A 14,054-nucleotide genomic window follows, 5' to 3' on the forward strand; every position below is an offset into this window, starting at 1 on the left:
AAAAATAAAAAGCGCATACATGGGTATGCGCCTAAGGTTCTTAGTTGTTATTTACAAATTGAAATACAAAACTATTCTACAGCAAGTATAAATGGATATAGCGGTTGCTTGCCGTCATGGACTTCAACTTCCACTTCGTTATTTAACGACTCAATAAACTCCGCTAGTTTTTGTGCATCGGCAGCTGTCGCATCTTCTCCATAAAGAATAGTCACGATTTCAGCTTCGCTATCCACTAATTGTTTAGCAAGCTCTTCTGTCACATGTTCAAGTTTACTGTTGGAAACGACAATCTTCCCTTCAGAAATGCCCATGAAATCATCTTTTTTAATTTTAATGCCATCAATTGATGTGTCACGAACAGCAAACGTTACTGAACCAGATTTCACATGTTTTGATGCACTTGTCATAGCAGTTTGGTTATCTTGGACTGAAGCATTGGGATTAAAAGCAAGCAAAGCAGACATTCCTTGAGGCACGTCTTTAGTTGGCACCACAGCTGCTTCAATATCAAGAAGCTCTGCTGCTTGCTCTGCAGCCATAATAATATTTTTGTTGTTAGGTAAAATTAATACGCGTTCTGCGCCAATAGATTTTACAGCATTAACAATGTCTTCTGTCGATGGATTCATCGTCTGACCACCTTCAATCACATACGAAGCACCAATACTGCGTAGCAATTCCCCGATTCCTTCGCCCATAGCAACCGTTACAACTGCATACGGATAAACTGCTTGTGATTTGGTTTCAGTTTTATGGAAATCTTCACCGACAATATCAATATGCTGTTGACGCATATTTTCAATTTTCATACTGATCAAACTTCCATAATCTTGGCCATATGTAAGCACTTTCCCAGGCTCTTCTGAGTGGATATGAATTTTCGCCACTTCATCATCTGCGATAACCAATAAAGAGTCGCCATAATTACTTAAATCAGAACGGAATAAAGCTTCATTAAACTCCTTTTTGCCTACTTCAAATTTCACCATAAATTCTGTACAATAACCAAACTCAATATCGGCAGTATTCATGAAACCTGCGATGGTTTTATGATGTTCAGCACTCACTAAATCTGACATTGAGTTGTGAGCATGTTTCTCTGGAAGTTCTTCACCTTTTAATGAAGCAAGGAAACCTTCATACACGTAAACAAGCCCTTGTCCCCCACTATCAACAACCCCTACTTCTTTTAACACGGGGAGTAAGTCGGGCGTACGTTCTAAAGATGCTTTTGCTTCAGTCACTACAGTCTCGAACCAAACAATGATGTCCTTTTCTGTTTTCGCTGATTGCATGCCTTTAGCAGCCGCATCTTTTGCGACTGTCAAAATCGTACCTTCAACTGGTTTCATCACTGCTTTATATGCTGTTTCTACTCCATGTTGCAGAGCTTCAGCAAACGTAAGCACCGTCAATTCTGATTCAGTGGCAATGTGCTTACCAAAGCCTCTAAAAAGTTGTGAAAGAATAACACCTGAGTTTCCACGAGCTCCCATTAATAAGCCTTTAGATAAAGCACTTGCGGTTTTACCGATGTGCGCTTCTGCTTGAGCTGTTGTTTCTTTTGCTCCAGAAGTCATCGATAAATTCATATTGGTTCCTGTATCTCCATCAGGAACCGGGAATACGTTTAATGCATCCACATAGTCTGCATTTTGAAAAAGATGGTGAGACCCCATCTGAACCATTTCTGCGAACTTCACGCCATTTAATGACTTCATATCTACTTCTTCCTCCTCTTACGGGTTCGTTACACGAACTCCCTGGACAAAAATATTTACTGCTTGTACTGACATACCCAATGTTTTTGTAATGGTGTATTTCACTTTAGATTGAACTTGATAAGCCACTTCGGAGATTTTCGTACCGTAGCTAATGATGACATACATATCGATGACCAAATCTGCATCTTCTTGGCGGACAATGACACCTTTTGCAAAATTTTCTTTGCGAAGTATATCTGTCAAGCCGTCACGTATTTGATGTTTTGTCGCCATACCTACAATACCGTAGCATTCTATCGCTGCACCGCCTGCTATTTGAGCAATGACGTCATTTGAAATATCGATTTGACCATATTCGTTCTTTAATTCAATCGACATTGAAATTCCTCCTTGAGTCCTATTTCACTCTTCTCATTCTACCTTAAACCATTATAGATGAAAAGCCACCGTTTTAAGGTGTAAAGGTTTTTTTCTTTAAAGACCTTGAATTATAGTTGCAATGCGAATATGTCTGTGGTAAATTATTAAAGTATGTGAAACGAAAAACGAACTGAAATTCTACAATAATTTTCAGCTTCACTTGTGAGGAGGGACTTACATGCCTAAAGTATGTGCAATTAGTGGACGTAAAGCTCGCGCCGGAAATGCCCGTTCGCACGCTATGAATTCGACAAAACGTACATGGGGAGCTAACCTTCAAAAAGTTCGCATCCTTGTAGACGGTAAACCGAAACGTGTATGGGTTTCTGCAAGAGCAATGAAATCAGGAAAAGTTGAGCGTGTATAATCGCTCATCGCTAATGCCGACACTGATTTAATCAGTTCGGCATTTTTTTCTTTGATCGACTCAAAAGGACTGCCACAAAAGGTCATAACCATGACTTTGTGTGACAGTCCTTTTGTACTTCCAAAAAATTGACTACTTTCTCATTATTTCTCTACATCTGAACTTTCCACCATTAAACAATGACCACTCCCAATTGTTACACTTCCCCGATTTAAAAGTTCATTGCTGACAAATCGTGTTGTGCCAAACGGAAGGTCTTCGTTAATCACGGGGTACATAAATCCTGTTAGCGTCAATCCTTCTACTTTTTCTGCAAAAGGATAAAAAGATACATAATGGTAACGTGGATGTTTTGTAACTTCATGCGTACCTGAATTTAAAAAACGAATTTGGTTTTGATTGTTTAATAAGGTAAAACGCGTTGCAGGATACTCTTGCTGATATTTGTACATAATATGCAACACACTCATGTAATGGTCTAGACGACCACCAGTTACACCTGCTAGTATTACTTGCTTTGGCTCGTAGCTCATTGCCATTTCAAGTCCAAGCTCTGTATCCGATTGATCTTTTACTGACGGTGAACGTGCCAAATCTGGGAACACTGAGCGTATCTGTTCATATTCTTCCGCAGTCACAGAGTCAAAATCTCCAACTGCAGCCACAGGGCGAATGCTTCGTTCGAGTAATGCGAGTGTTCCTGAATCAACACCTATAAATAGTCCATCAGGAAAAAAAGAGAAATCCGGCAGTTCATCTGCCGGACCTCCTGCGATTAACATGATATTCACGAAATCGCCTCTTCTCCCGCTTTCTTAATTGCTTGAAGTGCTTGCTTTCGGTCTTTTTTGCTATAGATAGCAGAACCTGCTACAAAAACAGTCGCACCAGCTTGTGCGCAAGCAATAATAGTTTCTTCGTTAATACCACCGTCAATTTCAATTTCAATCGATAAATCCTTTTCTTTAATAATTTCAGCAAGTTGTTTTACTTTTGGCACGACCGAGTGAATGAATTTTTGTCCTCCAAAGCCGGGGTTTACAGTCATAAATAATACAAGGTCGATATCTTCAAGTACATGTTGAATGCTCTCAACTGGCGTGTGCGGATTTAATACAACACCAGGTTTGACACCGAATGAACGAATCAATTGAATCGTACGATGTAAATGAGGACAAGCTTCTACGTGCACTGTAATGTAATCAGCGCCTGCTTTGGCAAATTCTTCGATGTACAGGTCAGGATTTTCAATCATTAAATGAACATCCATGGGCAATTTTGTCAGTGGACGTATCGCATTTAACACAACTGCTCCGAATGAAATGTTCGGAACAAAATGACCATCCATGACATCTACATGAATCCAATCCGCTCCTGCTTTTTCTACTTCTAACACTTCTTCTCCAAGTTTTGTGAAATCTGCTGCTAAAATAGACGGTGCAATTTTAATCATTTGAATACCTCGGCTTTCGGCTTATAATTTCTTCTAAAAACTTTAAGTAATGCTTATAACGATAAGCTGGGATTTCTTTTGTTTCAACTGCTGCTTTAATAGCACATTTAGGTTCGTTCAGGTGTAAACATTCTCGAAATTTACAAGCGTTAGAACGCACTGCAAATTCAGGGAAACAAGCAGACAATTCTTCTTTTTCCATCGTTTCAAAGTCAAACGAACTAAACCCAGGAGTGTCAGCCAAAAGACCTTTATTAACAGCGATCAATTCAACATGTCTTGTCGTATGCTTTCCACGATTTAACGCTTTGGAAATATCATCTGTTTTTAATTTTAACGAAGGCAAAATGGTGTTGAGCATCGTTGATTTTCCAACTCCGGATTGTCCAGCTAATACACTAATCTTTCCTTCAAGTACTGGCATTAACCGGTCCTTTAATGCGGGATCATCGATAAATGTCGGAATCACTTCATATCCTATTTTTTCGTAATCTGCAATATAGTTTTTAATGTTCTCTTTTTCTGTTTCTTTTAATAAATCCATTTTTGTTAAGCAAATAATAGGTTGAATCGAATGGGCTTCTATTGCTGTTAGAAAACGATCCAAGAGCAAAGGATGAAAATCTGGTTGTTTAGCTGAAAATACCAAAATAGCTTGGTCTACATTTGAAATAGGTGGTCGAATCAATTCATTTTTACGTTCATAGACATGTAAGATCGTTCCTTCTAACTCATGATCTGCCTTATAGTCAACATAATCACCAACTAAAGGTGTGATTTGACGGTTACGAAAAACACCTCGTCCACGACATTGCGTATAACGCTCTCCATCTTCATCCAAAACATAGTAAAATCCACTTAATGCTTTTCTGATTTGACCCTTTGGCATCGTTTCACTCCTTTCGTTATTTATTCCACTTCTGCATAATCAATCGTTTCTTCCAAAATAATAGTAGCGTCTCGGACAATTCGGTAAGAAGCGCTTTCGCCTTGTCCGATTTGAAGTTCAATACGGTGCGTTTTGTTTTCCGTAATCTTGAATTTTTCAGCCGGTTCTACCATGGTTTGTGTATTATCCTGCACATAAATTTGAATCGTTTGTTCGACCGGCTCTTCGCCTTCTTTAGCAGCCTCAGCTGGTTCATAAGGAATTTCTATCGTATCAACGAAGGTTTTCATTGCTTGTTCTGCCATACCTGAAGATAAGGTAACTTCAATCGTACTACCGGCAACTAGTTGTTCTCCTGCAGCTGGAGTTTGTGACATCACTTTCCCCGCTTCGACTTTATCAGATGCTTGTTCAGAAATAATGCGAATATTAAAGCCTGAAGATCGGGCGTAATCATTTAAATTTGCTTCGGTAAAGCCAGCTAAATTTTCTACAGCACGCATGTCTTTTCCTTTGCTAACGATAAATTCTACAGTTGTCTCACTAACGATTACTTCTTCTCCTGCTGCAGGTCGCTGATTTAAAATCGTACCTTCAGGTTCATCGGAAAATTCTTCTGTAGCGTTTGCTGGTTCAAAATTTTTCGTTACCAACTCTTTTGTAGCTTCTTCAAGAGTTGATCCTACGAAGTTGTTCATTTCAACTTTTTCTTTGCCTTTGCTAATAAACAGCTGAACTGCTGTTTCGCGGTCTCTCATTTTACCGGCTTCTGGAATCGTCCGGATAATATGATTGCTAGCTATTTCTTCTGAAAATTCTTCCGTTTCTTCACCGACAGTAAAACCTGTAGCCTGGAGCTCTTCTATCGCTTCTGTTCGTTCCACTTCTGAAACGTCAGGCACCGCAACTTGTCTTGGTGCAAACAATCCAGGAAATGCGATTGCTTGAATCAGTCCAAGAACTAGAAGAAAAGCAAGAATGCCCACTACCCATGGCCATTTCTTTTTCTTCTTTTTCTCAGGAACTTTCTGTACTTTTTTCGCTTCGTTTAACGGCAACGGCATCGTTTTTGTTTCTATCGGATCCATGGATGCTACTGAATTTTTTATCGCTGGCATCGCACGTGTAGCCCCTTCGTCAACAGGCACGACAAACTTTGGTTCATTTAACCGTTCTGGCAACAATGCCGTCTCCAAATCTTCTTCCATTTCATCTGCCGATTGATAGCGATGTTCAATGTTTTTTGCTGTCGCTTTTAATACAATGTTCTCCAAACTTTGAGGCAATGTTGGAACCGTTTCTCGCAAGGATGGCGTTTCTGTTTGCAAATGCTTTAATGCAATCGACACGGCTGATTCACCTGAAAATGGCAGTTTCCCTGTAATCAATTCATACATCACGATGCCAAGTGAATAAATATCAGATTTTTTATTAGCTGTGCCACCTCTGGCTTGTTCTGGCGATAAATAATGCACAGTTCCTAACACTGAATTTGTTTGTGTATAGGAAGTCGCACTCAACGCCATCGCAATGCCAAAATCAGATATCTTCACATTGCCTTCAGCATCCATCAATACATTTTGCGGTTTAATGTCACGATGAACAATTTGGTTGTGATGGGCGTGAGCTAAAGCAGATGTCAATTGCCTCATGATCTCGACTGCCCGCTCAGACGAAACAGGTGAATGCTCGATTATGTATTCTTTTAAAGTTTCTCCTGGAACATATTCCATCACCAAATAATGAATCGAACCGTCTTCACCTACATCGAAAATATTGACAATATTCGGATGAGCCAAACTCGTAGTAGATAACGCTTCTCTTTGGAAGCGTCTACGCAGTTCTTCTTCATTCGAAAAATCATAACGTAAAATTTTGATTGCGATGTCTCGGTCTAAAATGATGTCATGTGCCAAATAGACATTAGACATACCACCACTACCAATTAATTCTTTGATCTTGTAGCGTCCGTTGATATTTTTACCGATCAACATGGTTACACCACCTCATCCAAAGACGATAAAAGAATTAACGAAATATTATCTTCGCCTCCAAGATCATTGGCTAACGTAATTAACTCTTGACCTTTTTGAGATAGAGGCGCACTAGCACGAACAATAGATGCAAGTTCTTCTTTTGGGATTTTATTGCTTAATCCATCTGAGCACATGAGCAAATAAGAAGCATCTACAAATGAAAAATCAATGATTTGTCTTTCTATCCCGGCTTCTGTTCCAAGTGCACGGACAATCCAATTTTTCTTTGGATGCGCTTCAGCTTCTTCTTGACTGATTTCTCCACTATCAACTAGGACGTTTACATAGGAATGGTCTCGTGTGATTTGTTGGATTGCATCGTTTATAAGATAAGCCCGGCTGTCACCAATATGACATAAAATACCTCCACTTCCTTCAATCAACGCTGCAATCAATGTCGTACCCATTCCTTTGCACTCAGAGTGTTTTGTAGCATGTTCAAAAACGTTTTGGTTGATTGTTTGAATGCGCTTAGAAAGCCATTCCCTTTTATTGTCGAGCGTGCGGAACTCTGTTTCATCGTCTTCTAAAAAATAACGACTCAATTGGTCCACTGTCATTTTACTAGCTACATCTCCAGCTTTATGACCACCCATTCCATCAGCGACAATTGCCAATATCAATCCACTTGGCCGTTTTAATACCGCTACACTATCTTCGTTTACTGCCCGAACTTTTCCCATATCACTTTCAATAACATACTGAAACAAATCACGACACCCCAATCCCTTTAAACTGTTGCTGTCTTTTGGGTCTTTTTAAAAGCAGCGATAAAAAATCCGTCACTTTCATAATCTTGCGGAAACACTTGAACAAAACCTATATGTTTACTATTCATAGCTTTTGGCAATACAGCTTGAATGGTTTCCATCTCCGGATGCTCTTTTAAAAAACGTTCAGCTGTTCCTCTATTTTCAATCGCATCGATCGTACATGTGCTATAAACGAGAATACCATCTTCTTTTAATACACGAGCAGCTTGGTCTAATAACTCAATTTGAATTTCTTGCAGACGGGCAAAGTCTTGCTCTTTTTTTGTGTATTTAATGTCTGGTTTACGTTTGATAACACCTAGTCCACTACACGGAGCATCCACCAGTACGCGATCGAATTTTTCTTCGCCAAATTGCTCAACACTTTGTTTACCATCGCCGACGATTGTCTCAATAATAGTATGTCCAAGTCGTTTGGCATTTTCATCAATTAACTTTACTTTATGTTGGTGCAAGTCTAGTGCATATAAGGTTCCGCGATTATTCATTTTCTCAGCGATATGGGTTGTTTTTCCACCTGGCGCTGCACACATATCAAGCACTGCCATGTCTGGTTCAGCTTGCAGTGCATAGGCTGGAAGCATGGAACTTTCATCTTGAATAGTAATAAAGCCTTTTTCAAAAGTCATCGTACGAGCAGGTTGACCATTGGTAACAATTAAGCATTCCGGAATCAACTTGCTCGGTACCGCTTTTAACTCTTCTGATTCAAGCATTTCAATAGCTTCTTCCACAGTCGCTCGGACAGTATTGACACGCACCGTTTGAGATGGCGTTTTGTTGTTTTCAAGCGCCATTTCACGTGTTTTTTCCAATCCAAATTGCTCGGCCCATCTTCGGATCATCCATTCTGGATGACTTGTTTCAATAGAAATTTTTTCATATGGATCACTTATCGTATTAAATGAACGAACGCCGTTTCTTTGCACCGAACGGAGCACGCCATTGACTACAGAAGCAACACCTCCGTGACCACGTCGTTTAGCGATTTCAACTGCTTCGTGAACAACTGCATGCGGTGGAATCCGATCTAAATAAACAATTTGATAAAGTGAAAGTCTTAGTAAAACTTTCACCCAAGGCTCGATTTTCCCTTTTAGATAAGGTTCTAAATAATAATCTAACGTCATTTGATGTTGCAAAGTACCGTACGTAATTTCCGTTAACAAGCCTTTGTTTTTAGTAGCAATCCCGAAACTTTCAATTGTTTGGTGAAGTAAAAGATTGCTATAAGCTTGTTTGTTTTCAACTGCCCACAGGATTGAAAAAGCGGCATCGCGCACATTGCCTTGAAGTTTTTTGTTTTTCATTCGAATAAATCTCCTACCTGGATTTTAGGTCCTTTTAAATACTCTTTTGCTGTCATGCGTTTTTTTCCAGCTGGTTGCAAGTCTGTAATTGCTAGTATGCCATCACCAGTTTGCACTAAAATGGCATCTTCAGTCGTGCTAACCACTTGCCCTACTTGACCATTTTCAGTAGATGACGTTTTTTCTGTCCACCAAATTTTCATGTTGGCTTGATTAAAGCTGGTATATGCTACTGGCCATGGATAGAGTCCACGCACTTGATTGTAAATCGCTCTAGCAGATTTTGACCAATCGATCCGCTCTTGCTCGCGCGAAATATTTCGCGCATACGTTACAAATTGCTCTTCTTGTGGAATTCGTTTGTTGGTGCCTTCAATAATGGATGGCAGTGTAGCTTTCAATAAATCGCATCCTGCACTACTCAACTTTTCAAACATACTACCAGTGTGATCTTGCTCTTTAATTGGCACGGTTACTTGCGAAATAATATCCCCTGCATCTAATCGGTCCACCATATACATAATGGTAACGCCCGTTTTATCTTGCCCATCAATAATGGCTTGATGAATTGGCGCCCCTCCACGATAAGCTGGCAATAGTGATGCGTGAACATTAATTGCGCCAAGTTTTGGTGCTTCCAATAGTTCACTTGGTAAAATTTGACCAAATGCTGCTGTCACAATCAAATCAGCCTGTAAATCTAGAACACGCTGAAGTTCTTCTTGGTTTTTTAACTTTTCTGGTTGATAAACAGGCAAACCAAGACGTATTGCTTCTTCTTTAACTGGAGTCGCCGTCATGACTTTTTTGCGACCTACAGGACGATCCGGCTGTGTAACGACAGAAACCACTTCATAGCCTTCTTCAATAAGCATTCGCAATATCGGTACTGAAAAGGCAGGCGTTCCCATAAATATAATTTTGGTCAAACCTGCTCCTCCTCTTTTTCTTGCTCACGAATCATTTCATCTAATTCTTCTTGTGTCACATATTTAGTGATTTTGCTAGTAAATAAAATACCATCTAAATGATCCATTTCATGTTGAATGGCACGAGCTTCATAGCCTTCTGCTTCTAACTCATACCACGAACCATCCCGTTCTTGTGCTTTGATTTTAATGTGATCAAAACGTTCTACTTCCCCGAAAATTCCTGGGAAACTTAAACAACCCTCAATATCGGTTTCAGTGCCTTCAAATAGCACCAATTCTGGATTGATCATTTCAATGGGCTCTTGGCCTTCTCTGAAATCAACAATCGCCACTCGCACTGTTTCGCCTACTTGAGGAGCAGCAATGCCAACTCCATCAGATTCAATCATTGTTTCGTGCATATCATCTAATAAAACCGACAATTTTTCATCAAAAACAGTTACTACTTGACAGGTTGTTTCTAATACCTTGTTTGGGTGTTTTACAATTATTCGAATTGACATATATGGTTCCTCTTTTCTTTTACATAACCGACGTAGGATTCATATCAATCGACAGCGTGGCACCTTTTTTTAGCCATTCTGTGCGATGAATTTTAATCAATTGCTGCATGGTGTCGACGAGTTTTGGTTCTTTTTTGTATTTTATCAAACATTGATAACGATATCTATTATTGACACGAGCAATCAGCGATGCTGAAGGTCCGATAATTAACGTATTTGGAGACAGCTGCCTTTTTAAATAACGAACGGTTTGGTCTGCATATTCGGCTACAGTCATTAAATCTTCATGTGTGAATTGTATATTGGCAACAAAGTAGTAAGGGGGATAGCCACTTGCCCGTCGCATGGTCATTTCTCGTTCATAAAACGGTTCATACAATTGATCTTTCGCTAACGTAATAGCGTAATGGTCTGGCGTATACGATTGAACATAGACTGTACCCGGTAACACATCACGACCAGCACGACCACTAACTTGTGTCAGCAATTGATAGGTTTTTTCTGCTGCTCTAAAATCAGGCAAATGAAGCGTGGTATCTGCAGATAACACCCCGACTAGTGTAATGTTCGGAAAGTCTAATCCTTTAGCGATCATCTGTGTACCTAATAAAATGTCTGCTTTGCCTTCACCAAAAGCAGACAGGATTTTTTCGTGTGCGCCTTTACTGCGTGTTGTATCAACATCCATTCGCAATACACGTGCTTCTGGCACCACTTTGGCTAGTTCTTCTTCAACTTTTTGTGTACCAGTTCCGAAAAACCGAATATGTTCACTTTCACATTCGGGACATATTTTTGGAACACGTTCATCATAGCCACAATAATGACATTTCATGGTTTCACTCGATCGATGATACGTTAGAGAAATATCGCAATTCGGACATTGCATAACTATTCCACAATCGCGGCACAACACAAACGATGAATATCCACGTTTGTTTAAAAATAATACCGTTTGTTGTTTTTTTTCGAGACGATCACGAATGGCATCTGCTAATTGAACGGAAAACATCGAGCGATTGCCGTTCCGCAGTTCTTCACGCATATCGACAATGTGAACAGCTGGCAAAGGTTGGTTTTTCGCACGTTTTTCTAGTACTAATAATTCATATACTCCTTTTTGAGCACGAGCATAAGACTCTAGTGAAGGTGTTGCACTTCCTAGTATAACTGGGCAATTATGGTATTCACTTCGCCAAATTGCCATATCACGTGCATGATAGCGTGGAGAATCATCTTGTTTATAACTTGACTCATGTTCTTCATCGAGAATAATTAATCCTAAGTTTTGGAAAGGAGCAAATATCGCTGAACGTGCACCCACCACAACTTTCACTTCTGCTCGTTGAATTTTTCGCCATTCGTCGTATTTTTCACCTGCAGATAATCCACTGTGCAAAACTGCTACTTGATCTCCAAATCGCTCTTTAAAGCGAATTGTCATTTGAGGTGTCAACGAAATCTCGGGTACTAACATGATGGCTTCTTTGCCTTGTTTTAATACTTGATCGATTGTTTGCAAATAAATTTCAGTTTTTCCACTACCAGTAATTCCATGTAATAAGAACGTTTTCTCTGTGTTTAAAGAAGACTCTATTGCATCAAACGCAGATTGTTGAGCTTTCGTCAGTGTTAAAGATGATTTGCGTTCGATTTCAGTTAATAATTGTGGATCGCGGTAAGATTCCATATTGGAAATTTGAGCCGCACCTTTTTCTACTAAGCTATAAATTGTTGGCAACGAAACACTCGCTATTTTTTGAAGTTGAGATGATTCAATTGTCTGTCCCGTATTGCTCAAAAAGTATGCCATTAACTTTGACTGCTGTTTAGCGTTTGCGCGGATTTCAATTGCTTCAAGCGTTTCAACATCATTTGCAATGTGAATCATTCTTATCTTTTTAACAGCTGTTTGCTGTTGAATATCCGTGTCTGCACTAATTGTTCCTTTGTCCATTTCTTTCTTTAATAGCGCATATATATCCACTGCATCTTGCAATCGAATGAACGGTCGCTTTTCGAAGTACGGACGCAACTCTGGAGCGATTGTTTCAAGTGTGTCATTTAATACAAATCGTTTTTCGTATTTTGCCCGTAAAGCGGCTGGAACCATAACTTGCAAAGCATCAATTTCAAAACACACAGTTTGTTTTTTCATCCACTGTGCCATTTGTAGTAATTCTTCATTTAGTACGGGTATTACGTCCATCAGTTCATGAATCGGCTTTAACCGTTTTGGGTCAAAATCTGAAAGCTCTTTAATTTTTGTAATAAATCCAAGTACTTTTCGATTGCCAAACGGCACTTTCACACGCATTCCCGGCTGTGTCAACACTTCAATTTGTTTTGGAATGACATAATCAAAAGGCCGATCAATTGGATGTGCAGCAACGTCAACAATCACTTCAGCGATCATATGGTGTTTCCTTTTCTATAATCATTTCAAACAACTGATGAGCCAATTGTTGTTTCGGCATCATGTCAAAAGCTTGCTCAAAATCATTTTTCCCGTAAACAACAACGCGGTTTGTATCTGATTCAAAACCAGCTTGCGCTTCGCTTACATCGTTTGCGATAATATAGTCTGCGTTTTTTCGCTCTAATTTATCTTTTGCGTATTTACTAACGTTGTTGGTTTCAGCTGCAAAACCGATTAATACTTGATGTGTTTTTTGTTGTCCCAATTGGTTTAGGATGTCAATTGTGCGTTCTAATACAATTGATGACTCACCTTGTTGTTTTTTTATTTTTTGATCGGCGATTTTTTTAGGCCGGTAATCAGCAACGGCTGCTGTTTTGACCACATAGTCTGCCGTTGCAAAATGAGCTTCTACTGCTTCTAACATCTCTGCTGCACTCTCGACTTGTATACGTGTCACACCACTAGGTACGCTCAGTGAAACAGGTCCACTAATTAATATCGCTTCCGCTCCCATTTCAGCAGCAGCGCTAGCCATCGCATAACCCATTTTGCCACTTGAGAAATTTGTTAAAAAACGGACGGGATCAATTCGCTCTCGCGTAGGTCCTGCTGTAACAACCACTTTTTTACCCGTCAATTTGAGTTCACGTCTAAAATAAGTTTCTACCAACTGCGTAATTTTCTCAGGTTCTTCTAAACGGCCTTTGCCGACATAACCACAAGCGAGAAAGCCTTCAGATGGTTCGATAAAACGGATACCATCTTCATGAAGCTGTTGAATGTTGCGTTTGACTGCAGGATGATCATACATGTGAACATTCATTGCTGGTGCAATCCAAATAGGCGCCGTTGCAGCAAGCAAAGTCGTTGTTACCATATCATCGCCAATGCCATTTGCTAATTTACCAATCACATTCGCCGTTCCAGGTGCGACAATAATCAATTCCGCCCAATCCGCTAAATCGATGTGCGCAATGACAGATGAATCTTTTTCGTCAAACGTGTCTGTGAAAACATCATGTCTTGACATCACCTGAAAAGTTAACGGTTGCACGAATTGCTGCGCTGATTGGGTCATAATCACTTTTACAGAAGCACCTGCTTGAGACAGTTTACTTACGAGCGCAACCGCTTTGTAGACAGCAATTCCTCCACTGACACATAGTAGAATTTTTCGATTCTCCAACAACTCAATACACCCTTTCTAAACAACAAACTCCCA

General features: G+C 39.7%; 13 protein-coding genes. 1 reads left to right on the plus strand and 12 read right to left on the minus strand.

What is annotated here, in order from left to right:
- Nucleotides 1–71: 71 nt before the first annotated feature.
- Complete coding sequence (locus tag I858_RS10915; protein ID WP_049693304.1) at nt 72–1,724, minus strand: DAK2 domain-containing protein; 1,653 nt, start codon at nt 1,722–1,724, stop codon at nt 72–74.
- A gap of 18 nt (nt 1,725–1,742) precedes the next feature.
- Nucleotides 1,743–2,105: an Asp23/Gls24 family envelope stress response protein gene (locus I858_RS10920; protein ID WP_049693305.1), complete on the minus strand. Its 363-nt coding sequence runs from the start codon at nt 2,103–2,105 to the stop codon at nt 1,743–1,745.
- Nucleotides 2,106–2,325: 220 nt separating this feature from the next.
- Between I858_RS10920 and rpmB the strand changes: the two genes are divergently transcribed.
- Entirely contained in the window at nt 2,326–2,514 is a 189-nt protein-coding gene (rpmB, locus tag I858_RS10925) for a 50S ribosomal protein L28 (protein ID WP_049693306.1), read from the plus strand.
- Nucleotides 2,515–2,657: 143 nt separating this feature from the next.
- Here rpmB and I858_RS10930 read toward each other — a convergent pair whose 3' ends face one another.
- The 10 genes from I858_RS10930 to coaBC are packed head-to-tail and all read right to left on the minus strand — an operon-like array spanning nt 2,658 to nt 14,021.
- Complete coding sequence (locus I858_RS10930) at nt 2,658–3,296, minus strand: thiamine diphosphokinase (protein ID WP_239457269.1); 639 nt, start codon at nt 3,294–3,296, stop codon at nt 2,658–2,660.
- A 5-nt stretch (nt 3,297–3,301) separates the two neighbouring features.
- A complete protein-coding gene (rpe, locus tag I858_RS10935; protein WP_049693308.1) occupies nt 3,302–3,967 on the minus strand; it encodes a ribulose-phosphate 3-epimerase in 666 nt (221 codons plus the stop codon).
- Nucleotides 3,960–4,856 carry a ribosome small subunit-dependent GTPase A gene (gene rsgA / locus I858_RS10940; protein WP_049693309.1) on the minus strand — a complete coding sequence of 299 codons (897 nt, stop codon included), beginning with the start codon at nt 4,854–4,856 and terminating at the stop codon, nt 3,960–3,962. The genes rpe and rsgA overlap by 8 nt, the downstream gene beginning before the upstream one ends.
- Nucleotides 4,857–4,876: 20 nt before the next feature.
- Nucleotides 4,877–6,850, minus strand: coding sequence for a Stk1 family PASTA domain-containing Ser/Thr kinase (pknB, locus tag I858_RS10945; RefSeq protein WP_049693310.1), 1,974 nt, complete (start codon nt 6,848–6,850; stop codon nt 4,877–4,879).
- Nucleotides 6,851–6,852: 2 nt separating this feature from the next.
- Entirely contained in the window at nt 6,853–7,602 is a 750-nt protein-coding gene (locus tag I858_RS10950; protein WP_083553701.1) for a Stp1/IreP family PP2C-type Ser/Thr phosphatase, read from the minus strand.
- Nucleotides 7,603–7,622: 20 nt separating this feature from the next.
- Entirely contained in the window at nt 7,623–8,975 is a 1,353-nt protein-coding gene (gene rsmB, locus I858_RS10955; protein WP_049693311.1) for a 16S rRNA (cytosine(967)-C(5))-methyltransferase RsmB, read from the minus strand.
- Nucleotides 8,972–9,904 carry a methionyl-tRNA formyltransferase gene (gene fmt, locus I858_RS10960; RefSeq protein WP_049693312.1) on the minus strand — a complete coding sequence of 311 codons (933 nt, stop codon included), beginning with the start codon at nt 9,902–9,904 and terminating at the stop codon, nt 8,972–8,974. Before fmt ends, rsmB begins: the two co-directional genes overlap by 4 nt.
- Nucleotides 9,901–10,410: a peptide deformylase gene (gene def / locus I858_RS10965; RefSeq protein WP_049693313.1), complete on the minus strand. Its 510-nt coding sequence runs from the start codon at nt 10,408–10,410 to the stop codon at nt 9,901–9,903. Before def ends, fmt begins: the two co-directional genes overlap by 4 nt.
- A gap of 19 nt (nt 10,411–10,429) precedes the next feature.
- A complete protein-coding gene (gene priA, locus I858_RS10970) occupies nt 10,430–12,826 on the minus strand; it encodes a primosomal protein N' (protein WP_049693314.1) in 2,397 nt (798 codons plus the stop codon).
- Nucleotides 12,816–14,021: a bifunctional phosphopantothenoylcysteine decarboxylase/phosphopantothenate--cysteine ligase CoaBC gene (gene coaBC, locus I858_RS10975; protein ID WP_049693315.1), complete on the minus strand. Its 1,206-nt coding sequence runs from the start codon at nt 14,019–14,021 to the stop codon at nt 12,816–12,818. The genes priA and coaBC overlap by 11 nt, the downstream gene beginning before the upstream one ends.
- Nucleotides 14,022–14,054: the final 33 nt, after the last annotated feature.

This window comes from Planococcus versutus (assembly GCF_001186155.3).
In the GTDB taxonomy this organism is placed as follows: Bacteria; Bacillota; Bacilli; order Bacillales_A; family Planococcaceae; genus Planococcus; species Planococcus versutus.

Excerpts from the sequence above, each read along its gene's own strand:
- I858_RS10915 (WP_049693304.1), bottom strand. The coding sequence starts at position 1,724 with ATGAAGTCATTAAATGGCGTGAAGTTCGCAGAAATGGTTCAGATGGGG.
- I858_RS10920 (WP_049693305.1), bottom strand. The coding sequence starts at position 2,105 with ATGTCGATTGAATTAAAGAACGAATATGGTCAAATCGATATTTCAAAT.
- rpmB (WP_049693306.1), top strand. The coding sequence starts at position 2,326 with ATGCCTAAAGTATGTGCAATTAGTGGACGTAAAGCTCGCGCCGGAAAT.
- I858_RS10930 (WP_239457269.1), bottom strand. The coding sequence starts at position 3,296 with ATGTTAATCGCAGGAGGTCCGGCAGATGAACTGCCGGATTTCTCTTTT.
- rpe (WP_049693308.1), bottom strand. The coding sequence starts at position 3,967 with ATGATTAAAATTGCACCGTCTATTTTAGCAGCAGATTTCACAAAACTT.
- rsgA (WP_049693309.1), bottom strand. The coding sequence starts at position 4,856 with ATGCCAAAGGGTCAAATCAGAAAAGCATTAAGTGGATTTTACTATGTT.
- pknB (WP_049693310.1), bottom strand. The coding sequence starts at position 6,850 with ATGTTGATCGGTAAAAATATCAACGGACGCTACAAGATCAAAGAATTA.
- rsmB (WP_049693311.1), bottom strand. The coding sequence starts at position 8,975 with ATGAAAAACAAAAAACTTCAAGGCAATGTGCGCGATGCCGCTTTTTCA.
- def (WP_049693313.1), bottom strand. The coding sequence starts at position 10,410 with ATGTCAATTCGAATAATTGTAAAACACCCAAACAAGGTATTAGAAACA.
- priA (WP_049693314.1), bottom strand. The coding sequence starts at position 12,826 with ATGATCGCTGAAGTGATTGTTGACGTTGCTGCACATCCAATTGATCGG.